This is a genomic window from Pseudomonas sp. 05N431, assembly GCF_056397005.1.
In genome coordinates this window covers 47,575-70,659 of sequence record NZ_JBFTMN010000023.1, presented here as the reverse complement: position 1 = coordinate 70,659, position 23,085 = coordinate 47,575, and the positions used below count along the sequence as shown (strand labels likewise).

The following is a 23,085-nucleotide window of genomic DNA, read 5'->3' as shown; positions in this document are numbered from 1 at the left end:
CTGATCCCATCCCGAACTCAGCAGTGAAACGATGCATCGCCGATGGTAGTGTGGGGTTTCCCCATGTGAGAGTAGGTCATCGTCAAGATTAAATTCCGAAACCCCAATTGCGAAAGCAGTTGGGGTTTTGTTTTGCCTGCGAGAAAGTTTCATTTCAGGATTGAAATAAAATTGCACAGTTATTTTTCGGTCAGAACACTAGAATAGGCCGGTCATTTTCAGAACCCGAGCCCTTTATGCCAGATCCGGTTGACGCCCCTGGGCTGTCAGATTTACCGCTGGACGACTTGGTGGCGTGTCATGAATGCGACTTGCTGATGCGCAAGCCGCAACTCGCTCATGGCGAGAAAGCCCTATGTCCGCGCTGTGGTTATGAGCTCTACGCCCACCGGCACAATGTCGTGGAGCGTAGCCTCGCATTAGTGATCGCCGCATTGCTGTTGTACGTTCCCGCGAACTTTTTACCCATCATGCAGCTCCATCTACTCGGACAGTCGTCGCATGACACTGTCTGGAGTGGCGTCGTTGGCCTGTTCGACACAGGAATGCGAGGCGTAGCAATGGTGGTGTTCCTGTGCAGCATGGGGATCCCCCTGCTCAAGTTGCTCTGCCAGTTGCTGGTATTGCTGAGCGTTCGTTTTGATGTCGGACGCAGTTATGGCTTGCTGCTCTATCGCATTTATCACCATCTGCGCGATTGGGGAATGCTCGAGGTCTATTTGATGGGCGTGCTGGTGGCCATCGTCAAACTGGCTGACCTTGCGTCGATAACGGTTGGCTTGGGCTTGGCGTGTTTTATCAGTTTGCTGTTAGTGCAGGTCTGGCTTGAGGTGGTGATGTCGCCTCATCAGATCTGGCAAGCGTTGTCAGGAGAGGATGCTCATGCGGGCAATTGATGCGGGCATTCTGATTTGTATCGAATGCCATGAGCTGAACAAGCAGGAACCGGACACCGACGAGCAGACATGCACCCGCTGTGGAGCACTGGTTCATGCACGGCGTCCCAATAGCCTTATGCGTACCTGGGCGTTGCTGATTACCGCGGCAATTCTCTATATACCCGCCAATGTGTTGCCAATCATGACCGTCAGCACATTAGGGCAGGGTGAAGGCGATACCATCATGTCCGGCGTAATCACCTTGGTTCAGCACGGGATGTTTCCGATTGCTGCCGTGGTGTTTGTCGCCAGTATTCTGGTACCGACCTTCAAATTGGTGGGCATCGCATTGCTGTTGTTTTCGGTACAGCGGCGTCAGCCTTTATCCGCACGGCAACGCATTGTGATGTATCGGTTTATTGAGTTCATTGGCCGCTGGTCAATGCTGGATATTTTCGTGATCGCCATTCTGGTGGCGGTGGTGAACTTTGGTCGACTTGCCAGTATCGAGGCGAATCTCGGTGCGGTGGCTTTCGCCAGTGTAGTGATTTTGACAATGCTTGCTGCAGTAACTTTCGATCCCCGACTGATTTGGGATAACACGGAGTCGGACGACGACCATGACTGATTTGCCTAAAGCTAAAACTCGACCGGCTTCGAACTGGTCGGCCATTTGGGTTCTGCCCTTGATCGCCTTGATGATTGGCGGATGGCTGGGCTGGCGTGCTTACAATGAAACCGGTATTGAAGTTCAGGTTCGCTTTGAAAGTGGCGAGGGCATTCAGGCCAAAAAGACCGAAGTTGTCTACAAAGGTATGCCGGTCGGCAAGGTAAAAAGCTTGGCGCTGGATGACGAGGGGAAAACCCGTGGGGTTATCGCCACCATCGAGATGAACAAGGACGTCGAGCAATACCTCAAGACCACTACACGTTTCTGGCTGGTGAAGCCGAGCGTCAGCCTGGCCGGGATTACTGGCCTGGAAACGCTGGTCTCCGGTAACTATGTGGCAATCAGTCCGGGTGAAGGTGAGCCAAGCCGCAAGTTCACCGCCTTGACCAAAGAGCCGCCGCTGTCTGACTTCAAGCCTGGCTTGCACCTGACCATCAAAGCCGACCGTCTGGGTTCTCTGAACCGTGGCAGCCCGGTGTTCTATAAGCAGATTCAGGTCGGCCAGGTGAAAAGTTACCAGCTGTCTGAAGACCAGAACACCGTCGAGATCAAAGTCTTTATCGAACCCACCTACGCCAATCTGGTGCGCAAACATACGCGTTTCTGGAATGCCAGCGGGATCAGCATCGATGCCAACCTGTCAGGGGTGAAAGTGCGCAGCGAGTCGCTGGCCAGTATCGTTGCGGGCGGTATCGCCTTCGCCACGCCGGACAACCGCAAAGACAGCCCACCCACCGACCCGAGCTTGCCGTTTCGTCTCTACGAAGACTTCGACGCTGCTCAGGCTGGTATTCGCGTCAAAGTGAAACTCAGCGACTTTGAAGGCCTGCAGGCCGGCCGCACGCCCGTGATGTACAAAGGCATTCAGGTCGGTAACCTGAAAGCGCTCAAGGTCGACCCGGACCTGTCCAGCGCGACGGCCGAGCTGACCCTGGATCCTCTCGCAGAGGATTACCTGGTGACCGGAACCCAATTCTGGGTGGTCAAACCGTCAATCTCGCTGGCAGGGATCACTGGGTTGGAAGCCTTGGTAAAAGGTAACTACATCGCTGTGCGCCCAGGCGACAAGGGTGGTGCGCCGCAACGCGAATTCGAGGCCCGGCCGAAGCCGCCACCGCTGGATTTACGTTCCCCAGGTCTGCACCTGGTGCTGTTCACTGAAAACCTCGGTTCCCTGGAAGTCGGTAGCCCGATTCTCTACAAGCAGGTCAAGGTCGGTTCAGTGCAGAGCTATCAGTTCTCACGCACCAAAAAGCAGTTGGTCATCGGTGTCCACATCGAGAAAGAATACGAAGGGCTGGTCAACGCCTCAACGCGATTCTGGAATGCCAGCGGGATTACCCTCACTGGTGGTCTCACCGGCGGGATTCAGGTCAAAAGCGAATCCCTGCAAAGCTTGATGGCCGGCGGTATTGCGTTTGAAACACCGCAAGCCACGGCGCCATTGCAGAAGCGGATTCCTCGTTTCCGCCTGTTTGCCAACCGTGAGGAGGCGAGCCAGAAAGGCGCTGTGGTCACGATCAAGGTCGATCGTGCCGACGGTTTGCGCACTGGCACGCCGATTCGCTTCAAAGGTCTGGATGTCGGCAAGGTGGAAAACGTCGACCTCAGTGATGATCTGCAATCTGTGCTGCTCACCGCACGCATCACAGAAGTGCCGGAGCGCATTGCTCGAGTCGGCAGCCAGTTCTGGGTGGTCAAGCCAGAGCTGGGCCTGATCAAAACGTCCAACCTGGAAACCCTGGTCACCGGGCAATACATCGAGGTTCAGCCCGCTGCGAAAAACCTTGGGCCACAGAAGAACTTCGTGGCGCTGGCCAATCCTCCGGAGTCTGCCAAGGAAGAGGCCGGTCTGAGCCTGGTGTTGAGCGCGGCTCGCCGTGGTTCGCTGAAAACCGGTGTGCCGGTGACTTATCGTGAGATTACCGTGGGCAAGGTGACCGGCTATGAGTTGGGTCAAACGGCGGATCGCGTGTTGGTCCACATCCTGATCGAGCCGAAGTATGCGCCGTTGGTACGCAGTGGAACGCGCTTCTGGAACACCAGCGGCTTTGGTCTGGACTTTGGCCTGTTCAAAGGCGCGACGGTGCGAACCGAGTCGCTGGAGACGCTGATTCAGGGCGGTATTGCGTTCGCTACACCGGATGGTGATCGGATGGGAACCCCGGCACGACCTGAACAGACCTTCCCGCTGTTCGACAAATTTGAAGACGATTGGTTGACCTGGGCACCGAAGATTTCCCTCGGCAAATAGCCTTTCGGCGTCTGTACTGGCGTCATCGCGAGCAAGCTCGCTCCCACACTGGATGGTGCCCAACACCGATCTAAAGTGGGAGCGAGCTTGCTCGCGAAGGGGGCCTCAATTTCACTGAAAATATTAAGAGTACGCGCCCATAAAAAAGGCCGCGATCCATTGGATCGCGGCCTTTTTCGTTACGACGCCGGTAAAAGGATCAAACCTCGTCCAGTTCCGGTTCGGTCGACTCAACGTTGACCGTAGCCTTCACCTCGTCATGCCGGCGAATGTACTTCCAGTCCGCCTCGTCAATGTAGATACCATGCGGCCCGCTGCCACCTTCCAGGTCGATGGCGACACTGGCGCAGACCTGCGGCTTCACACTGGCGAGGATCGGCACGAAGCCCAGTTGCAAGCTGGTCTCCAGCAAGGCGGCCTGGTTCTTCTCGTCGATGTCGGCGGCCTCGTCGAGGTAGTACGGCAAGCGCACGCGCCCGGCCTGATCACGGTCCATCAAGTGCAGCAACAAGTACATGTTGGTCAGCGCCTTGATGGTCATGGTGGTGCCGTTGGACGCGGCGCCATCGATGTCGGTGTGAATCACCGGCTGACCGTTGACCTTGGTGATTTCGAATGCGAGTTCGAACAGGTCCTTCAGGCCCAACTGGTTGTGGTTCGCTGCCACCAACCGCGCGAGGTATTCCTTGGCTTCTTCGTTCTTGTTGTCCTGATCGGCGCTTTGGCTCAGGTCGAACACCGACAGGGTTTCGCCTTCCTCATACTGACCAGCGCTGTGGATGATCTGGTCGATGTGCTTGAGGGCTTCCTTGTTCGGCGCCAGCACGATACGGAAGCTTTGCAGGTTGGAGACCTGACGCTTGTTGATCTCGCGGTTGAACAGCGCCAGCTGGTGTTCGAGGCTGTCGTAGTCACTGCGAATGTTGCGTAGGGTCCGGGCGATGTCGGTCACCGCTGCACGGCGGGCCTTGCCAAGGGTCAGGGCTTCGTCGGTGCGGTGCGCGTAAGCGTTGATCAGCAATTGCAGGCGACGCTCGACATCGTCTTCGCTGTCGAACTTGGCCACGCCCTTGAGGCGAACCTGCGCGTAAAGCGCTTCGATCTGCCCGTCGACGCGTAGCAAACCTTGCCAGCTGTCCTGGTAGTCATTGAGCAGCGGCAGCAGGTTGTCCATGGAATCGTCGATCGGGTCCATGAACGGCGTACCGAACGGCAGGTCTGCCGGCAACAGCTGACGGCGGCGCAGGGCGTCGTCGAGGGTGCGTTGCTTGGCTTCCATGTCGCCGATCTGCCGGCCGACCAGTTGCAGCTTGGCCGACAATTGCTGGACGCGTTCGGTGAAGGCATCGCTGGAACGCTTCAACTCGTCCTGTGCAGCTTCCATCTGCGCCAGTTGTTCCAGCTTGTCGCCTTCCTCGGCGCTCAGGGTTTGCGAGCGGCGGAAGTCTTCCAGGGCTTTTTGCGCATCCAGCACTTGTTGGTACAGCGCTTCGGTCTGGGTCTTGCTGGCCGCGCGGTCCGCCACGACGGCCGCTTGGGTTTTCAGTTGCTTGAGTTCTTTGTCCAGACGGTCTTTCTGATCACGCAGCGCGGCGCGGTCGGCCAGGGCTTGCAGGGCCGGTGGTTCGATGTGCGACAGGTCGATGGACAGGCCCGGTACTTCGAAACGCTCGCCCTTGAAGCCGTCGAGGATCAGCTCCATGGATTTGACCCACTGGCCATCTTCGTCCAGGGCAATGCCATGTTCGCCCAGCGGCAAGCTGAACAGCGCACTGTTGAACAGACGCATCAGGCGTTCGACGTCCTGTTGCGAGAACTCTTCGCGCAAGCGGGCGTAGCTGTTGTTGTCGGCGTGATCGAGTTGCTGCTTGACCGACTTCAGGCGTTTTTCCAGGTCCCGCAGACGCTCTTCGAGGTCTTCGGCACTGAATTGACGGGACTGCGCCAGCGCACCGGCCAGCTCATCGTGCGCGTCCTTGGCGGCGAGCAGTTGTTGCTCAAGCACTTTGACGTCATCGACCAGGGCGAAGCGATGCTTGAGCACCGACAACTCGCCCAGCCAGCGCTGGATGCCGGTGATTTCGCGCTCCAGGCGCATCAGTTCCTGAGTTCCGCCGCGCTGATCGTTTTGTAGCGCGTCCTGTTCGTTGCGGTAGTGCTCGGCCTGAATCGTCAGCTCTTCCTTGCGCGCGCTGGCATAGTCCGACCAGGTGCCGAGCAACGAGTCGAGCAGCGGCGAGATGCGGTGCAACTTGCCGCGCAGAATGTTGCGCTGGGTAACGCCGGCGGCAAGCGCTTCGACCAACGGACCGGCGGTGACCAGCGAGTTGTAGTCCTGTTCCATGCGACGCACGTCGCGGAAGGCTTCTTCGCAGGCGGCGATGTAATCGACGCTGCCGGAACGCAGGCTGTGTTCGAACGCATCGAGGAACAGTTGCTTGAGCTTGGCCGCAGTGATTTCGCGCATGTGCAGCAGGTTGATGAACAGTGCGCGGAAGGTTTTCAGGCTCTGCTCGCTGGTGGAGCGCAGCGGGATCAGCGTCAGGTCCAACGGGACCGAGGTGTGGCCACCGACCAGCAAGCGGCGCAGTTCATCCGGCTTGAGTTCGTAGGCTTTAAGGCCTTCGCGTTCAAGGTTGGTGAACAGCTCTTTCTGGCGCAGGCAGGTATCGTTTTTCTGGTAATGGGCCAGGTCCAGTTTGCCGGCGTAGGCGAAGAACTGGTGACCGAACCCACCGCCCGGGCCACGTCCGACCACGCCAATCACGTGGGGACCGTGGGGCAGGGCGACTTCGACCAGGATGTAACTGGTGTCAGTGGCGAAATAGAAACGCCGCGACTGTTCAAGGCTGTACTTGCCGAAGCTCATGTCCGACATGCGCGCCAGGATCGGGAACTGCAAGGCGTTGATCGAGGCGGATTTACCGAGGTTGTTCGCGCCGTAGACCGACAGCGGCTCTTCCAGCGGGAACAAGCCGAGGCTGTAACCGGCGGTGTTCAAAAGGGCAAAGCGGCGAATGCCGTAGCGTTCCTTGCTCATGCGTCGAGCTCCTGTTCTTCGGCTATGGCACGGGCCAGCGCGTCTTCTTCGCTTTCTTCGGCAAAGTCACTGAGGTCCAGCGGATCATCGGTTTGCAGCAGCTTTTCGTCGCTGTCGTCATCGATCAGCACCGGCGCCGGCAATGGCAGCACGCTGTGCAGGCTGGCGGCCAGGTCACGGTCTTGCTGGACCGAAAGGCAGACGTCGAGGAAACGGTGCATCGGCGGCAGGAAGCGGTAGATGCCGTTCTCTTCGCCGGCGAAACCGAGCTGGGTCATGCGACGCATGATCTTTTCTTCCAGCTCTTCCTGGGTTTGCACTTCGGCCTGAATGAACAGGTCGCGGTACTTTTCCAGCAACGACGGCAGTTCATCGCGACCGAGGCTGCCGCCATCAAGCACGGCAATCGGATCGCGGCCCTGGTCAGCCAGATGCTCGACGAGAATGAAGGTGAACAATGCCAGGCGCTGGGCGGTCTTGTTCACCGCTGCAGCCGCGAGGTCTGGCACAAAGTAGTAGAAGCCACGAGTGTCGCAGACCAGTTCAAACCCCAGGGCCTTGAACAGCGTGCGGTACTGGTCCTGAAAGTTCGACAGCTGCGCGTAGAGTTCAGGATCGCGGCGGCTGACGTGGTAGCCCTTGAACAGCTCGCGAAAGATCGGCGCCAGCTGAGACAGTTCGGATAGATCAAGATGCATTAGATGTGCTCGCAGAATTCTCGGGTGCGTCATCGCGGGCCGAGAGCAGGGCGAAGGAGCGCAGGCTGACCTGGTGCTCGTGAGTATGGTAATCGCGGCGTTCCAGACGCTCGCGTTTGAAGCGTTTTTCCCGTGACAGGCGGGAGAACCAGTACAGCAACTCGTCGGTCGCGCCGTCCGGTTCCTGTTCCAGCAGCCAGGTCATCAAGTCCGGCATCGGCAGCGCGTCTTCGCAGCGCTCGAGCATTTCCCGAACGGTGCGCGGTGCCCGCGGGGCTTCGCCTTTTTGGGTTTTGTGGGCCTTGGGGAAACGTGCCGGTTTTGGCTCGAAACGCGCCAGCGCATAAACGTAGGCTTCAACCTGACTGGCACTGCCGAGGAAGGTACTTTGCGGACGGGTGAACATCGGCATCGCCGCTTGCGGTACTGCGTCGATGCCCTTGCGGCGGATCATCGACAGGGCCAGCGCCGCGCCACGGGTCACGGCGTTGTGCCGACGGGCCTCTTCACGGAGCGGCAGCAAAAGCTCGCGAGCATGACGCAAGGTCAGCTGGGCGCTGGTCTGCATTTCGAGGATGCGCGCGTGGGTGCGCAGCAGCATATCGTCGTCGACCAGGTGACCGAGGCGCTGTTGTTCGCTGAGCATGCGCAACAGCACGTTTTCAACCTTGCGCACGCCTTGCTCGAAGGCGCCGTCGGCGTTGACCAACTGAATCATCGGCTCGACGTATTCGTCCCACGTCGCCAGCACTTCGGCATAACGCTGACGCAACGGTATTTGCCGGTCGCTGGTCTTGGCCCGTTCGGCGACGGCCACCAGGGCTTGTTCGTCGTTGGCGAGCTTTTTCAGGACATCGCGCACGCGCATGTCGAGCAAACGCAACTGGCGTGCCAGATCATTGCCGTCGCGGATGTCGAAAGCGTCCTGAATGTAACCGGCCAGCCGCTCCAGATGGCGCAGGTAGGCTTCGATTTCCAGGCACAGGCCCAGACGGTGCTCACGGCGCAGGTAGGCGAGGAAGTCGTGAATCTGCGCGTTCAGTTCAAAACGGTTCGGGCTTTTGGCCACCGGAACCAGAATGTCGAGGCGGATCCACACGTCCAGCAGGCTGGTGATGTCCTGTGGCGTGCTGTCCAGTTGCTGGGCGGCCAGCTGTGAGCGCAGTTCGTTGAGGCTCAGGGTGCCTTGGTCGAAGTGCTCGCACAAAGGCTCCAGAAGTGCCCAGTGTTCGGCGAGGGCGCGCAAGACGCGCTTGGGTTCGATCATTGGAATGGCCGGCTGGTTGGCGATTAAAAGCAGCGATTGTACTGCATCACGTGCGATGGGAATCACTCTCGAGGTATCGACAGGACGGACAGTCGCTTTTCTATCGATCAACTGCGGGCGATCTTGAGCGAAGGGCGGTAGAATCCCTGCACTATCAGTTATCCACAAGTGGCCGACCTTTGCTTATCGAGTCCCGTCGCCGCGCCTATTTGACCGCCATGCAGGTGGTCAACTGGCTGCCGCGCACCGAACTGCCCTTTGCCGCCCCGTCGCGGCCCGAGCTGCTGGAAGCGCCAGAGCCGTTGGTCGAGACACCGATTGTGCCGGCGCAGGTCGCGAAAGCGGCCGTAGAGCCTGTGGCCAAGCCGGCTGAGCGGGTCAAGGTCGACGTGCCGCGCCCAACGCCTTCGGTTGTGCGCCCGGCGAGCAAGCCGGTCGAGGACGCCGAAGACGCACCCGTCGTGGCCAAGGCGCCGCAAGTGCCACCGCCGCGTTTTGCCCTGCAATTGTTGCGTGCCGGCCGTTGCCTGCTGCTGGTGGAGTTACCCACAGGCGGTGCGTTCCAGACTCGCGATCCGGCCTACTTGCTGCTCAAGGACATGCTGCGCGCCGCCGGTCTGCCGGACAGCCCGCAAATTGTCGGCGAACCGGTCCGCTGGCCGCTGCTGGTACGTGGAACCATGGATCAGGGCCCGGAAGCTGCCCGCGATTTCGTTCAAGGGTTCCTTTCGGCTCGCCTGGAAGATGCGCCTTGTGTGTGCCTGTGGTTGATCGGCCTGCCGGCGGTGCGTTTTGCCGGTGAGGCGAACGCTGAATCTTACAATCGCGAGCTTCAGGTCGAAGGCCTGGGGTCGGTCTGGGCGCTGCCCGGCCTGGAATTATTAATGGAAGAGCCACAGCGTAAGGCTGATGCCTGGCAAGCCATGCGTCGGCTGATGGCGCGTTGGAAAGAATCGAATGAGTGACGCTGTATCGTTCCGCCCGATGACCGAAGCGGATTTGGACGCTGTACTGAAAATCGAATACGCGGCGTTCAGCCATCCCTGGACCCGTGGGATTTTTCTTGATGGTTTGGGTAAATACCAGATCTGGCTGATGTTTGAAGGTCAGCAACAGGTTGGCCACGGTGTGGTGCAGATCATCCTTGATGAGGCGCATCTGCTGAACATCACGGTCAAACCGGAAAATCAGGGGCGCGGGCTGGGTTTGAGGCTGCTTGAGCACTTGATGTCCCGTGCGTATGAAGCCAAAGCCCGGGAATGTTTCCTGGAAGTGCGCGACAGCAATCAGGCGGCATTCCGTCTGTATGAGCGTTATGGTTTTAACGAAGTCGGTCGCCGTCGCGATTACTACCCGGCGGTCGGTGGGCGTGAAGATGCGGTGGTGATGGCCTGCACGTTGGTCGACTGACCCTTAAAAGCATCGCGAGCAAGCTCGCTCCCACAGGGTTTATGTCGTTCACAACATGGATGTGCGACACAGATCCAATGTGGGAGCGAGCTTGCTCTCGATGGCGGCATATCAGACGCTAAAGATCAACGATTGCCATCAACCGGATCGCGCTCTGCCAGTTCCGCCTCATCCAGCCCGTTGCCGCCACCGATTTCGTCCTCGTCGACAATGCTCAAGTCCCAATCGGCGCTGAAGTCTTCTCCGGCTTCATGAGCGTCACGGGCGCCATCTTCGCGGATCAGGTTTTCCGGGCTCATGTCGTCGTCAATGGGGTCGTCGTCAGCCGAGGCACCACCCGTGCCTTTTTCACGTACGCGTTCCCTGGGCATTTGTTGCTCGCGCTCGTGCTCACGGGTCAGGCCACCGATGGTCTCGCCGGGTTCTTCTTCATCGAAATCCAGTTCGCGCATTGAGCCCATGCGGTCTTCGTTGTCGTCGATAGGCTCGGGTTGAACCGCGCCGTAAGGACGTCGTGAATCAGTCATGGAAATTCCTCATAATGTAGGGCCTTATAGGGTGGACAGGCGTTACCCTTAAAGATTCCAAGGCATTTCTGTTCGGCAACTGCAACATCCGCGTGACCCCGACGGGCGGTTGTCTGTCAAAGCAGAGCATCATTCTTGAGGCTTCAGAGCATGAACGAATTACAAGATCTGATTGATAACAACGAGCGCTGGGCGGACGCGATCACCAAAGAAGATCCTGACTTCTTCGCCAAGCTGGCCCGCCAACAGACGCCGGAATACCTGTGGATCGGTTGCTCCGACGCGCGCGTACCGGCCAACGAAATCGTCGGCATGTTGCCTGGTGACCTGTTCGTACACCGTAACGTTGCCAACGTGGTGCTGCATACCGACCTCAACTGTCTGTCGGTGATTCAGTACGCGGTGGACGTGCTCAAGGTCAAACACATCCTGGTCACCGGCCACTACGGTTGCGGCGGTGTACGCGCCTCGATGCAGGATCGCCAGTTGGGCCTGATCGACGGCTGGTTGCGTTCGATTCGCGATCTTTATTACGAACACCGCGAAGAGCTTGGCCAATTGCCGACTGAAGAAGAGCGGGTCGACCGCCTCTGCGAGCTCAATGTGATCCAGCAAGTGGCCAACGTCGGCCATACCAGCATTGTGCAAAATGCCTGGCACCGCGGGCAGAGCCTGTCGGTCCATGGTTGCATCTACGGCATCAAGGACGGTCGCTGGAAGAGCCTGAACGCGACCATCAGCGGCTTCGAGCAACTACCGCCGCAATACCGTTTGCGCCCGGTCGGTGCCTTGTAAATAGCGGCGAGCCTCTGTTCAGCAGGGGCTATGTCGATGCAAGCGTTGCAAGAACTTCTGGCCTTCGGCATTTGGCGGATCATCGTAGCCGGTGATCCAGCCACGGCAGTCGGGTGAGCCGCACTGGCAGGCGAACTGACGCGTCAGCTTCTCTTCAGTGCTGGCGTAGTCCATGCACAGCACTGTGCCAGGTGCGATGTCCTTCAGCGCCCATAACCACAGTTCGCTCATGTCGAGAAAGACGTTCGGGTCGCAGGAATGCAGCAGTAGCCCGGAAAAAAACGGATCGTAGACATGGATACCCGGAGCCAGTTGCAGGGTATGCAAACGGCGGGTATGCATCAGCAGTCCCGATACCCGACAGATACGACTGATGCGCAGGAAATCGCGCTGTGCCGTGATTGCCGCGCCGCGCCCATCGTCAGTCTGGATAACTGTGAAGTGAGCCCTGGAGGGGTAGCCCTGGCGGGCACTGAGTTCTTTGTTCGGGTAAATGCAACTGCTCGACAGCGTAGCTGCCTTATCCCTGGCCTGAGGCTTCATAACGATCCTTGTTTATTGGGCGCTGCGACCACAGGAGGCTGGCGATCCTGCCAGCCCTGCAGCACATGGGTACGTCTAAAGAGTCTCGCAAATGAAACTGAGGGTCTACTGTCAGATCTGACAGTCGATAGAGGCTGCCTGCTGCGTCAGCAAATGCTTACGCAGCAGGCGTGCTCGCAGAATTACAGGTGCGATGAAGCCAGCGCGGGTGCAGGCACCTTCAACTGGTCCAGTTGGGGTTTGATGTCCGGGGCCGAACACTTGGTTGCGGCTTGCTCGGGCGTCAGATTACGGATCGAGGTGTAGAACAGCTCGCAGGTTTTCTCTTTCTGGGCCACTTGCCAGGTTTGCGTGCAGGTGTTGAGTTGTGCGCTCGGGTCACTGCCGGGTTTGCTGCCCATACCCGCTTGCCAGCAAGCCGCACTCAAGTCCTGCCCCATCACCTTCAAACCCACGGCATCGGCCTTGGCCTGATCGTCGTCATAGTTCGCCGGGTCGGCCGCATACCAGATATAACTTGGGTGGTTAGAACCCAGCACCGGCACCTTCACGCCCGGGGTCGGGATGATTTGTGCCAGACCCAACACGGCCACGGTCTGCCCATACTGCTCTTTGACCCAGTTACGCACCGGTGCACCGAACGCGACCATAGGCAAGGTCACGCCGCGGGCGGTCTGGCTGAATTGCTTGACCAGGGTAGTCTGGTAGTCCTTGAAGTAGCCGTAGACGCCTTCAAGGTCCTTGCCGGCGGTGGACGGGGCGGCAATCGGCGCGATGTCGATGATAGTCTGGTAGGCCGGCGTTTGTTCGGCGGCGATACCGTTGGCAGTCAGCAGCGTGGCCCAGCGGTCGGTGGTCTTCGATTCCAGGTAGTCCTGGGCCTGGGTCAGCGAATAGTCCGGTGGGAAGTGCAGCAGCTCGACGCTTTTGCGGTTTTCCAGCGCCATGCCCAAGGGCAGGAACAGGTACCAGCTGTACGCCCACTTGCCGTCGGCATTCAGTTTGTTGGCGCCGGCATGGGCCAAATCCCCGGCATCGAGCAATGCGGTCAGCGGTTTTGCGTAGTCCTTTGGCACGCCGCTGATGTCTGCGTAGAGTTGATTATTATCGGTTTTTACCCGGACTTTTGCCGTGGTGTAGCCATCCCGCTGAACGCTTTGCGTCAGGTAGTGCTCGACCGTTTGCTCCAGCGTCCAGTTGCGATAGCAAATCACGTTGCAGTTGTTGGGGTAGGCAAACAGCTGAGTGACCCGTTCGGTACTGCCCAGTTTCAGGTCGGTATCGGCGTGGGCGGTAGCACTCAAGGTAAGGGCGGCGAGGGTGAGGCTCAATCCTGCGAGTTTGAACATGCTCAGATCCTTATCAGCGTGGGTCCCCGAAAGCGAGGGCGGTTACATACTGAAACCACTTGCGCTGATAGGTCTAGTACCCACGCGAAAAGATCGCAAGACAGAAAAGCAATCAGCCGGGAAATTGCAGCGCATTGCTCAAATCGCCCATCGGCTTTTGGCCTCGGGCAATCATTGCGGTATCACGTTGTTTGATCCCGTCGAGCGTCTCAAGCTGGAATACCCGGGTGATCAGCCGCAGGATCGACGCGGTGTCGTACACCGTGTGATCCACTGTGCCTTTACGGGCGAATGGCGACACCACCAGCGCCGGTACTCGCGTGCCAGGGCCCCAGCGATCACCTTGCGGCGGCGCGACGTGGTCCCACCAGCCGCCGTTTTCGTCGACCGTGACCACCACCACCATGTTTTTCCACTGCGGACTTTCGCGCAGTACTTTCAGCGCACGGACGATATGCCGGTCACCGGATGCCACGTCGGCGTAACCGGCGTGCATGTTCAGGTTGCCCTGAGGTTTGTAGAAACTCACCGCCGGCAACTTCCCGGCTTCGGCATCGGCAAAAAAACGGTTGGTGGTCGACTCGTCACCCAGACCGCCATCACGCAGGTGTTTACTGCGTTCTGCCGGGTTTTCCGGACCCAACTGCTTGAAGTAGTTGAACGGCTGATGGTGATACTGGAAGTTGGGGATCTTCGGAATGCCCCCCGAGTCCTTGAACTGGTCCAGCGTCGCCTGCCAGGCACCGGCGTACCAGGCCCAGTCGATGTTCTTCTTCGACAGCTTGTCGCCGATGTGTTCGTGGGTTTGCGGTACCAGCACGCTGGGTAGATCGGCTTTGGCGTATTCCGGGCGTTCCGGGTCGCGGATCCAGGTCGGCCAATAAGGCGGGGCCATGGTGTTGACCGCGTAACCATCCGGGGTCAGGGCGCTGGGGCCGAACTGCGGTGGACCGGTCATGGCGCTGGCCGGGGATTTCTCCAGCGGCTTGAGGCGCGTGTCGAGCGGGTCATCGCTTTGCAGCGAAGCGATTTGCGCCTTGGCCACCGAGTTGGCGGCATCCGGGTAAAACGGCACAGCGGCACTGATCAGGTATTGATGGTTGAGAAACGAGCCGCCAAACGCACCCTGGAAGAAGTTGTCGCAGAGCACAAACTCCCGGGCCACGTCCCACAGACGCAGGGAATAACGGCTTTGGGCGTAATGCCCCATGGTCAAGCCGCCCGAGTCGGCCCAGGCGACAAAACGATCGTTCTTGCCGCCGTTGATCTGCATCTGGTTCTGATAGAACACATGCCAAAGATCCCGCGTCACCAGGCCAAACGGCAAGTCTTCGCCATTCGGGCCTTTGAGGGCGTAGGGGGCGTTGGGCAAGTGCTCCTGAAATTGGGTTTCGTTCGGATAGGTCACGCCATCAAGAGTTTGCGGACCGATCTGCAGCACGCCACCCCAGGCCGGCGGCAAGGTTTCCAGCAGGCTGCCATCTCGGTCGCGCTGTTGATAACTCTCAGGTTTGAGCGCTGACAATGGTTTTTCAAGGCCTGGGAAGTCACCGAACAGGTTATTGAAACTGCGGTTCTCGGCGAAGATCACCACCACGTTTTTCACCTGATCGTGCAACGCCTTGTCCAGCTCGGCAGGCGACAGCGGCCGCTCTTCCGGCTTGCCCGGTGTGTCGCCAGTGTTGCCGCACGCGCTCAGCGTCGCTCCGACACCCAGGACGGCAACGCCCCCCAGAAAGCGCCGACGGCTGGTGTCGGCAGGGCTATCGTCTGCTGGAGGAGGTGCGTCGTTGCCGGCTTTGTCGTCGTTCATCCTGAATCCTGTTTTGCGGAAAAGTGTTGCCGTATATTTCGGCTGGACGCTAGCAGCGAGATATGACGGCTAGGTGACAAGAGGGTTTCAGACCCCTTTTTACTAAGGCATCACTGGCGCCACATATGTCAGCGTCGTCCCCAGCGCCCACAACAGAAACAGCACCAGTGGCGTGTGCACCAGCAGTTGCACGAACGAAAACCCGATCAGGTCCCGCGCCTTCAAACCGAGCACGCCAAGCAGCGGCAGCATGTAGAACGGGTTGATCAGGTTGGGCAGGGCTTCGGCGGCGTTGTAGATCTGTACGGCCCAGCCCAGGTGGTATTTAAGGTCGTTGGCGACTTGCATCACATATGGCGCTTCGATAATCCATTTACCGCCGCCGGACGGAATGAAGAAGCCGAGGATCGCCGAGTACACGCCCATCAGCAGGGCATAGGTGTCGTGGGACGCGATGCTGACGAAGAAGGTCGAGATGTGGTGCGCCAAGGTCTGGCCGTCGGCGCCTTTGACCACGGTCATCAGTGCGGCGATCGAGCCATACAGCGGGAACTGGATCATCACGCCCGTCGTGGTCGGCACCGCGCGAGCCACCGCATCCAGGAAACTGCGCGGGCGCCAGTGCAGCAGTGCACCCAGCATCAGGAACAGGAAGTTGTAGGTGTTCAGGCCCGAAATCGCGCTGATCGCCGGTTTGGTCGCAAACTCGTGAAACAGCCATCCGGCCGCCAGCAGCACCAGCAAAATAGTCAGTATCGGGCTGTATTCCAGCCATTCACCAGGGCGAGTGCGTGGCTGTGGTGCCGGTAGGCTAAAGCTTGGGTCGATGCCGCAGGCCTTGGCGTCACGGGCGGAGTTCGGGCCAGGGGCGGTGGCATAGGCGATGATCAACGAGACCACGATCAGCGCCAGTAACAGCACGCCGGACTGCCAGAGGAAAATCGTTTGGGTGAATGGAATCATCCCGGTGATCGACAGGATTGACGGCGGCAAACTGGCCGGGTTGGCCTGCAACTGCGCTGCCGATGAAGACAGTCCCAGTGCCCAGACTGCGCCGAGCCCCAGGTAAGCGGCGGCACCGGCGGCGCGGTAATCCATGCGCAAATCGGTACGACGCGCCAATGCACGCACCAGCAAACCGCCAAACACCAGCGACAGCCCCCAGTTGAGCAATGACGCGACCATGGAAATCAGCGCGACCCAGGCCACGGCCGAGCGACCGTTTTTCGGGATGCGCGCCAGGCGGTCGATCAGTTTCACCGCCGGTGGCGAGCTGGCGACCACGTAGCCGCCGATCACCACGAAGGCCATTTGCATGGTGAACGGGATCAGACTCCAGAAGCCGTCACCGAAAGCCATCGCGGCATCGGTGGGCTTGGCGCCCATGATCATGGTGGCCACGGCAACGATAATGACCGCGAGCGCGGCAAACACCCAGGAGTCGGGAAACCAGCGTTCGGCAAAGTTCGAGCAGTGCAGGGCAAAGCGGGCGGAGCGGCTATCTTCGATTGCAGCGGCCACAGGAGTACCTCGATTTTTATGTTTATTGTGGTGCGGACCGGGCCGCGCGGGCCCTTGCGGTCAGACATAAACAGTAAATCAATCAAGAGGGTTTTGCGGCGCTCTTTTGCTGATGTGGGACTATGGTCTAACGGGTTGTTCGAACGCGTTTTTGCGTAGACCATGGGCGCCGTGATTTTTTTTGCCTATTTCAGAGCCTGTTTTTATGACTGCCACCGCTGCCACTCGACCTGCGCCATTCTCCCGGTCTGACTACAAGACCCTGGGCCTGGCTGCGCTTGGCGGGGCACTGGAAATCTACGACTTCATCATCTTCGTATTTTTTGCCCTGACCCTCAGCCAGCTATTCTTTCCTCCGGAAATGCCCGAGTGGCTGCGTCTGCTGCAAAGTTTCGGGATTTTTGTCACCGGTTACCTGGCGCGGCCGCTGGGCGGGATTCTGATGGCGCACTTCGCTGACCGGCTGGGGCGCAAGAAGGTCTTCAGTCTGAGCATCCTGATGATGGCGCTGCCGTGCCTGCTGATCGGGATCATGCCGACCTACGCCCAGATCGGTTATTTCGCCCCGTTGCTGTTGTTGCTGCTGCGGGTATTGCAGGGCGCGGCGGTGGGCGGTGAAGTGCCTAGCGCCTGGGTGTTCGTGGCCGAGCACGCACCGGCCGGGCACCGGGGGTATGCCTTGGGCTTTCTGCAGGCCGGATTGACCTTTGGTTACTTGATCGGCGCGTTGACCGCGACCTTGCTGGCGCAGGTCTACACACCGACAGAGATCCTCGATTACGCCTGGCGTTACCCGTTTCTGTTAGGTGGAGTATTCGGGGTGATTGGCGTCTGGTTGCGTCGTTGGTTGAATGAAACCCCGGTGTTCATGGCCATGCAGGCAAGTCGCGAACGGCATGTCGAGCTGCCGCTGCGCACAGTGTTGCGTGAGCATCGGCTGGCAATGCTGCCGGCGGTGATTCTCACCTGCGTGCTGACCTCGGCGGTGGTGACCTTCGTCGTCATAACCCCGACCATGATGCAAAAAACTTTCGGGATGACCGCCAGCCATACCTTCGCCCTGAGCAGTCTGGGCATTGTGTTTCTGAACATTGGTTGCGTGATCGCCGGGTTGATCGTCGACCGTATCGGCGCCTGGCGTACGGTGATGCTCTATAGCTTGCTGCTGCCGTTGGGGATTGGCGTGCTCTACACCAGCCTGATTGGCGGTGCACACTGGATTGGCCTGGCCTATGCCATTGCCGGTCTGGGTTGCGGGGTGGTCGGCGCGGTGCCGTCGGTGATGGTCAATCTGTTCCCGGCGCGGATTCGTGTCTCGGGGATTTCCTTCACCTACAACATCGCCTACGCCATTTGGGCCAGTATCACGCCGTTGTTGCTGATTGGCCTGATGCCGTGGAGCCCATGGATCTGCGTGATGTTCTGTGCGGTGATGGGGGCGGCCGGGATTGGCGCGGCGCTGTACTTCGGCTCACGCCTGCCACGGGTCGATCATGCGGCTGGCGTGGCCTGCAGTCCCTGAGGCACTTCAGTCGTAAGGCCGGTCTTACCCACGCTGTGCGAGTTCAGGCTCGAGCGCGACGATCATATCGACTTCGACCGAGGCGTTTTTCGGCAACTGGTACACGCCTACCGAGGTCCGTGTGTGCGCACCGGCTTCGGCAAAAATCCGGTAAAGCACCTCCGACGCACCGTCGGCGACTTCACTTTGTTGCGTGAAGTCGGCGGCGCTTTGCACATAGACATTAATGCGCAAGATCTTCTTGATGCGTTCGAGGTTGCCGAGCAGCTGCGTAAGGACCGCCAATGCGCGCATCGTGCAGATCTGCGCCGCATGCCGGCCTTGTTCCAACGACACCTCGGCACCGACCCGGCCCATGACCATTACCGTATTTTCAATGCGTGGAATCTGTCCGCTGATGTACACCTCATCACCGTTTTGCACCGCAGGCACGTAGTTGCCGCCAATGCGCATTTCACCGTCGAAGCGGTGCCCCAGCTGTTGGGCGATACCATCGAATAGTGCTCTGCGTGACTGATCCATGCGTCGATTCCCCTGTAGGTGGCGGTGGTGCAGCGCAGACTATAGCGTGTTGAATCACCCCTCAAAACACCGGTTTTGAGGTATTTCGGGCGCATGGTGGCCAGCTGCCAACTATTTTTGTAGGACAACCCGGCAAAGCTCTTCAGAAAAGCCGGGTAAGGCCGATGGTAAGTCTGAAGGACGCTCTCAACCCTGCCCATCGGTGCATCGCAATGTTCAATAAACGCTTGAAGCAGGAGCTGTCGGCTCTTCGCGAGGAACTCTCCAGCCTTCAACAAGTGAAGGAAAGCCTGGAAAGCGAGATGCTCGTGCTCACCCTGGACCCTGATGGGCGGGTGCAATCGATTAACCAGAATTTCGCCCAGGAAATGCTCTACAAGGGCAATGACCTGATTGGCCGGCACCTCGAAGAGATCGTTCCGGCCCATGTCAAAACCGATGAGTTTCACCTGCGCTTCAAGAATGCCCTGACCCGTGGCGAGCACTTCGCGGGCGCCGTGCGCTTGCTCAGAGGCAATGGTGAAGAAGCGTGGTTGCGCTCTATTGCCCAGCCGATTCGTAGTTCGGACGGCCGGATCAAACACTTCTCGATTTACTCCAGCGACCTGACCCGCACCATCGAAGCGTCTCGTGAACACGAGAACCTGATCGGCGCGTTGGTTCGTTCGACAGCCGTCATCGAGTTCGACCTCAACGGAAATGTGTTGGCGGCCAACGAGCGGTTCTTGAACGGTATGGGTTACAGCCTGGCGCAAATCAAAGGCAAACATCACCGCATGTTCTGCGAGCCTGAGGAGTACAACAGCTCCGCGTATCAGGACTTCTGGCGACGCTTGAACGCCGGCGAGTTCGTGGCCGACCGCTTCAAACGTGTCGACAGTCATGGCCGAGTGGTCTGGCTCGAAGCGTCTTACAACCCGGTGCACGACGCCAACGAAAAGCTCTACAAAGTGGTCAAGTTCGCCACCGTGATCACCGATCAGGTCAATCAGGAGCAAGCGGTTGCCGAAGCGGCGAACATCGCTTACAGCACCTCATTGCAGACCGACAATTGTGCACAACGCGGCACCGCCGTGGTCACTCAGGCGGTGGACGTGATGCGTGAGCTGGCCAAGCACATGCAGCAGGCTGGCGAAGGTATCGAGGCGCTGAACGAACAGTCGCTGGTGATCGGCACCATCGTCAAAACCATCAGCGGCATTGCCGAACAGACCAACCTGCTGGCGCTCAACGCCGCCATCGAAGCGGCCCGTGCCGGTGAGCAGGGCCGAGGTTTCGCAGTGGTGGCGGACGAGGTCCGGCAACTGGCTTCGCGCACCAGCAAAGCCACCGACGAAATTGTTGGTGTAGTGCGTCAGAACCAGGACATGGCGCGCGATGCCGTGGTGCTGATGACGGATGGCAAGCTCCAGGCCGAACAAGGTTTGGCGCTGGCCGCCGAGGCGGGCACGGTGATCGTCGAGATCCAGGATGGTGCGCAGAAGGTAGTCAACGCAGTCGGGCAGTTCGCCAATCAGCTGTCGACGTAAGCGCGACTCGAGTGAACCTCGTCAGATCCAAAGATCATTCAGCGCCGTACGCTCGCCACCTTCGCTCCCGGTATTGAGCACGCCCTTGGGTTCGATCAGCAGCAGTTTGACTTCCTGTTCGGCAAACGGCTTGTGCTCGACGCCCTTGGGCACCACGTACATTTCGCCTTGGGACACCAGCACCTGGCCATCGCGAAAATCGATACGCAGTTGGCCTTCGAGGACGATAAACGTCTCGTCCGTGTCCTGATGATCGTGCCAGATGAAATCTCCCAGCAACTTCACCACCTTGAACTGGTAGTCGTTCATTTCGGCGATGACCCGCGGCGACCAGTGTTCGTTGATCTGCGCCAGCTTGTTGGCAAAATTCAGGCTTTGATGCGGCTGCATGGTACGGCTCCCGTTGGTGATTGTGAGCCCACCGTAACCCGCGCAGCAGTGCGCTTCTTGCACGATTGTGCGCGGCTCAGCGGCGGTGCATTTTCATCCAGCGGGCGGGAGACAGACCGTAAGTTTTGCCAAACTGCCGGGTCATGTGGCTTTGATCGCTGAAGCCTGCGATCAGCGCGGCGTTGGTCAGCGACTCGCCCTGCATCAGCAATGAACGCACCAGATCCAGGCGGCGCATGGTCAGGTAACGATAGGGGCTGGTACCGAACAGCAGGCGAAAATCCCGAGACAGACTCCAGCGATCGCGCCCGCTGTGTTCGGCCAATTGATCCAGGGTCACCGTTTGGTCGAGGGCGCTGTGCATGAACTCGCGAGCGCGTTCTGCCGCCAGGTAATCGAAGTTTTCGCGATGTGCGGATACTCCCGATACGGCGCTCATGGCCTGTGCCAGATCAAACAGTGCATCCTGCTGCTCCAATGGGTCGAGAGGGCGATCGATGCTCTGCAGCAAGACTTCGGTCGCCGCGAACAAGCGCGGATCAGTGGAAATGCCGGTCTTGATAAAGGGCAACGGCTGGCCGCCGAGCATTTGCTGGATCAGCGCGGGCTCGACGTAAAGCATCCGGTATTTGAAACCGTCCTCGGTACCAGCCTCGCCATCGTGGACTTCGTCGGGGTGCAACACCATGGTCCCGCCCGGCAAGCTATGCCGCCATCCGCCGCGATACTGAAAGCTCTGAACGCCGGACAGTGTGCGGCCAATGGCATAGGTGTCGTGACGATGAAGGTCGTAACCATGGCCCGAAAAAAACGCCTCGATACGCTCCAGCCCGCCCGAATCGGGGGCTCGCTGGAACCAGTCGGTGAGGATTTTCTGCTTGCCCATGGGGAGTCTTCGTGGCCGGGTGTTCGGTGACGAACACGGTAGCTCAGGTGCGGGCTGACTGTCAGCCGGATAACCGGTTGATTGATCCATCTGCGTTTTTACTCAGGAACTGAGTCTTTAACCGGTTACGCTTGCCGTGTTAAGACGCGCTACTTTTAGAGACGAGGTTCGCTGATGACCGATTCCAGCAATACGCAGGTCTACCTGTTTTCCTACGGAACCCTGCAGGATAAGGCCGTGCAGCTCGCCAACTTCGGTCGCGAATTGTCCGGTAGTGCAGACCAGATGCTCGGTTACGAGCAATCCTGGGTCGAAATTACCGATCCCGAAGTATTGGCCACCAGCGGCAAGACTCACCATCCGATCCTGCGCCCCGGCGGTGCGGACAGTGCGCCGATTCCGGGTATGGTGTTCCGGATCACGCCCGCGGAGTTGGCGGCTGCTGACCGCTATGAAGTCTCGGATTACAAACGGGTCAGCGTGGTGCTGGCATCCGGGATCGAGGCGTGGGTGTATGTGAGTGCCTGAGTTGGCGAGGGTGGACGTTGCTTGAGTCTTTCGTTGTATGGCCACGACAGTGCTAACGCAGAAGAGGGCCAGGCCTGCGTCCGTATGTATTGGAGTCAGCAGATGAAGCGCAAACCAGGTGTTTTGACGACTGCGTTGTTGCTCGGCGCTTTGCTGAGTGGTTGCCAGTCGCCCAGGCAGTCTCTGGAAGCGCTGGCGTCAGAGCGAGGCCAGCAGGTGGAAGTCATCGCCACTCGAGCTTTTCCGCTGATGTTGAGCACACCGCTGAAGCGTCCCGATACCAGCCGGATCCGTCTTTACCTGGAAGGGGACGGCCATGCCTGGGCGACGGCCTCCCAGCCGAGCCTGGACCCCAGCCCACAGCAGTTGCTGATGGCCGGGATGGCGTTCAGTGATTCGACGCCGAGTTTTTACCTATCGCGTCCTTGTCAGTTCGTCAGTGCGCCTGGGTGCGTGCCGGTTCTGTGGACCGAGCGGCGCTTTTCTCCCGAGGTTCTGGACAGTCTCGATCAGGCGTTGAACCAGATCAAAAGCCGCTATGGCAACCAGGACTTTGAGCTGATCGGTTATTCCGGCGGTGCTGCGTTGGCCTTGCTGCTAGCGGCGCGCCGCGACGATATTGCTCAGGTGCAAACCCTGGCCGGTAATCTCAGCCCCAGGTTGTGGGCCGAGCGACTGAACCTCAGCCCGCTCAAGGGCTCGCTGGAGCCTTTGGATAACCGAGCGCGCCTGGCTCATGTTCGGCAGCGGCATCTGGTCGGGGCTGACGACTCCATCGTGCCGCCAGCCCTGCTCGACAGTTATAGTCGAGCACTGGGGCAGGCTGATTGTCTTGAAGTGGTGGTCTTGCCGGGCGTGTCCCATGCCGAGGGGTTGGACAAGGCGTGGGCCGGCTGGCGGGATCGGCCGATCCAGTGTGCTGGCGCCAGACAATAAAAAAGGG

21 protein-coding genes, 1 rRNA gene and 1 pseudogene are annotated in these 23,085 nt (G+C 59.2%); 12 read left to right on the top strand and 11 right to left on the bottom strand.

Going from position 1 to position 23,085, the window contains the following annotated elements; translation table 11 throughout:
- The 4 genes from rrf to AC1DIG_RS26690 form a co-directional block, all read left to right on the top strand.
- Nucleotides 1-88 (top strand): 5S ribosomal RNA (gene rrf, locus AC1DIG_RS26705); the annotation flags it as partial.
- Nucleotides 89-236: 148 nt separating this feature from the next.
- On the top strand, nt 237-896 hold the full coding sequence (locus AC1DIG_RS26700; RefSeq protein ID WP_477769702.1) for a paraquat-inducible protein A: 660 nt from the start codon (nt 237-239) through the stop codon (nt 894-896).
- Nucleotides 883-1,506 (top strand): paraquat-inducible protein A, encoded by a 624-nt coding sequence (locus AC1DIG_RS26695; protein WP_019693707.1) that lies wholly within the window; start codon nt 883-885, stop codon nt 1,504-1,506. The genes AC1DIG_RS26700 and AC1DIG_RS26695 overlap by 14 nt, the downstream gene beginning before the upstream one ends.
- Nucleotides 1,499-3,802, top strand: a complete 2,304-nt coding sequence (locus AC1DIG_RS26690) for a PqiB family protein (protein ID WP_477769701.1) — start codon at nt 1,499-1,501, stop codon at nt 3,800-3,802. The genes AC1DIG_RS26695 and AC1DIG_RS26690 overlap by 8 nt, the downstream gene beginning before the upstream one ends.
- A gap of 199 nt (nt 3,803-4,001) precedes the next feature.
- Here AC1DIG_RS26690 and mksF read toward each other — a convergent pair whose 3' ends face one another.
- From mksF to mksB, 3 genes are read right to left on the bottom strand one after another with little or no spacing between them, the layout of a single operon-like run.
- On the bottom strand, nt 4,002-6,842 hold the full coding sequence (gene mksF / locus AC1DIG_RS26685) for an Mks condensin complex protein MksF (RefSeq protein ID WP_347928881.1): 2,841 nt from the start codon (nt 6,840-6,842) through the stop codon (nt 4,002-4,004).
- Nucleotides 6,839-7,540 carry an Mks condensin complex protein MksE gene (gene mksE / locus AC1DIG_RS26680; protein ID WP_427533594.1) on the bottom strand — a complete coding sequence of 234 codons (702 nt, stop codon included), beginning with the start codon at nt 7,538-7,540 and terminating at the stop codon, nt 6,839-6,841. The genes mksF and mksE overlap by 4 nt, the downstream gene beginning before the upstream one ends.
- Nucleotides 7,530-8,807 (bottom strand): Mks condensin complex protein MksB, encoded by a 1,278-nt coding sequence (mksB, locus tag AC1DIG_RS26675; RefSeq protein WP_054598235.1) that lies wholly within the window; start codon nt 8,805-8,807, stop codon nt 7,530-7,532. The genes mksE and mksB overlap by 11 nt, the downstream gene beginning before the upstream one ends.
- A 218-nt stretch (nt 8,808-9,025) precedes the next feature.
- Between mksB and AC1DIG_RS26670 the strand changes: the two genes are divergently transcribed.
- A complete protein-coding gene (locus tag AC1DIG_RS26670; RefSeq protein ID WP_477769704.1) occupies nt 9,026-9,772 on the top strand; it encodes an energy transducer TonB in 747 nt (248 codons plus the stop codon).
- Nucleotides 9,765-10,217, top strand: a complete 453-nt coding sequence (gene rimI / locus AC1DIG_RS26665) for a ribosomal protein S18-alanine N-acetyltransferase (protein ID WP_054595585.1) — start codon at nt 9,765-9,767, stop codon at nt 10,215-10,217. Before AC1DIG_RS26670 ends, rimI begins: the two co-directional genes overlap by 8 nt.
- Nucleotides 10,218-10,342: 125 nt before the next feature.
- Here rimI and AC1DIG_RS26660 read toward each other — a convergent pair whose 3' ends face one another.
- Nucleotides 10,343-10,744: a serine kinase/phosphatase gene (locus AC1DIG_RS26660; RefSeq protein ID WP_477769700.1), complete on the bottom strand. Its 402-nt coding sequence runs from the start codon at nt 10,742-10,744 to the stop codon at nt 10,343-10,345.
- Between the two features lie 150 nt (nt 10,745-10,894).
- Here AC1DIG_RS26660 and can point away from each other — a divergent pair, with 150 nt between their 5' ends.
- On the top strand, nt 10,895-11,539 hold the full coding sequence (can, locus tag AC1DIG_RS26655) for a carbonate dehydratase (RefSeq protein WP_123424927.1): 645 nt from the start codon (nt 10,895-10,897) through the stop codon (nt 11,537-11,539).
- 18 nt (nt 11,540-11,557) lie between these two features.
- Here the strand turns inward: can and AC1DIG_RS26650 are convergent, their stop codons facing one another.
- From AC1DIG_RS26650 to AC1DIG_RS26635, 4 genes are all read right to left on the bottom strand, one after another.
- A complete protein-coding gene (locus AC1DIG_RS26650; RefSeq protein ID WP_477769699.1) occupies nt 11,558-12,082 on the bottom strand; it encodes a lysine methyltransferase in 525 nt (174 codons plus the stop codon).
- Between the two features lie 182 nt (nt 12,083-12,264).
- A complete protein-coding gene (locus tag AC1DIG_RS26645; RefSeq protein WP_477769698.1) occupies nt 12,265-13,431 on the bottom strand; it encodes a hypothetical protein in 1,167 nt (388 codons plus the stop codon).
- Nucleotides 13,432-13,543: 112 nt separating this feature from the next.
- A complete protein-coding gene (locus AC1DIG_RS26640) occupies nt 13,544-15,244 on the bottom strand; it encodes an acid phosphatase (RefSeq protein WP_477769697.1) in 1,701 nt (566 codons plus the stop codon).
- Nucleotides 15,245-15,346: 102 nt separating this feature from the next.
- A complete protein-coding gene (locus AC1DIG_RS26635) occupies nt 15,347-16,765 on the bottom strand; it encodes a short-chain fatty acid transporter (protein ID WP_477769696.1) in 1,419 nt (472 codons plus the stop codon).
- A gap of 205 nt (nt 16,766-16,970) precedes the next feature.
- Between AC1DIG_RS26635 and AC1DIG_RS26630 the strand changes: the two genes are divergently transcribed.
- The gene (locus tag AC1DIG_RS26630) at nt 16,971-18,287 is read left to right on the top strand and encodes an MFS transporter (RefSeq protein WP_477769695.1); all 1,317 of its coding nucleotides are present in this window, start codon (nt 16,971-16,973) and stop codon (nt 18,285-18,287) included.
- 24 nt (nt 18,288-18,311) lie between these two features.
- Here the strand turns inward: AC1DIG_RS26630 and AC1DIG_RS26625 are convergent, their stop codons facing one another.
- The gene (locus AC1DIG_RS26625; protein WP_477769694.1) at nt 18,312-18,809 is read right to left on the bottom strand and encodes a RidA family protein; all 498 of its coding nucleotides are present in this window, start codon (nt 18,807-18,809) and stop codon (nt 18,312-18,314) included.
- A 164-nt stretch (nt 18,810-18,973) separates the two neighbouring features.
- On the opposite strand from AC1DIG_RS26625, the pseudogene AC1DIG_RS26620 reads away from it, so the two are divergent.
- Nucleotides 18,974-19,798: pseudogene (locus AC1DIG_RS26620) on the top strand (PAS domain-containing protein); the annotation flags it as partial.
- A 108-nt stretch (nt 19,799-19,906) separates the two neighbouring features.
- Entirely contained in the window at nt 19,907-20,338 is a 432-nt protein-coding gene (locus AC1DIG_RS26615) for a methyl-accepting chemotaxis protein (protein WP_237142992.1), read from the top strand.
- A 21-nt stretch (nt 20,339-20,359) separates the two neighbouring features.
- On the opposite strand, the gene AC1DIG_RS26610 is transcribed toward AC1DIG_RS26615, so the two are convergent.
- Together AC1DIG_RS26610 and AC1DIG_RS26605 are read right to left on the bottom strand one after the other, a co-directional pair.
- Nucleotides 20,360-20,728 carry a cupin domain-containing protein gene (locus tag AC1DIG_RS26610; RefSeq protein WP_477769693.1) on the bottom strand — a complete coding sequence of 123 codons (369 nt, stop codon included), beginning with the start codon at nt 20,726-20,728 and terminating at the stop codon, nt 20,360-20,362.
- Nucleotides 20,729-20,804: 76 nt separating this feature from the next.
- Nucleotides 20,805-21,614 (bottom strand): AraC family transcriptional regulator, encoded by an 810-nt coding sequence (locus AC1DIG_RS26605; protein ID WP_477769692.1) that lies wholly within the window; start codon nt 21,612-21,614, stop codon nt 20,805-20,807.
- 174 nt (nt 21,615-21,788) lie between these two features.
- Between AC1DIG_RS26605 and AC1DIG_RS26600 the strand changes: the two genes are divergently transcribed.
- Together AC1DIG_RS26600 and AC1DIG_RS26595 are read left to right on the top strand one after the other, a co-directional pair.
- A complete protein-coding gene (locus AC1DIG_RS26600) occupies nt 21,789-22,142 on the top strand; it encodes a gamma-glutamylcyclotransferase family protein (protein ID WP_477769691.1) in 354 nt (117 codons plus the stop codon).
- Between the two features lie 102 nt (nt 22,143-22,244).
- Nucleotides 22,245-23,078 (top strand): alpha/beta hydrolase, encoded by an 834-nt coding sequence (locus tag AC1DIG_RS26595; protein WP_477769690.1) that lies wholly within the window; start codon nt 22,245-22,247, stop codon nt 23,076-23,078.
- The last annotated feature ends 7 nt before the right edge of the window (nt 23,079-23,085 follow it).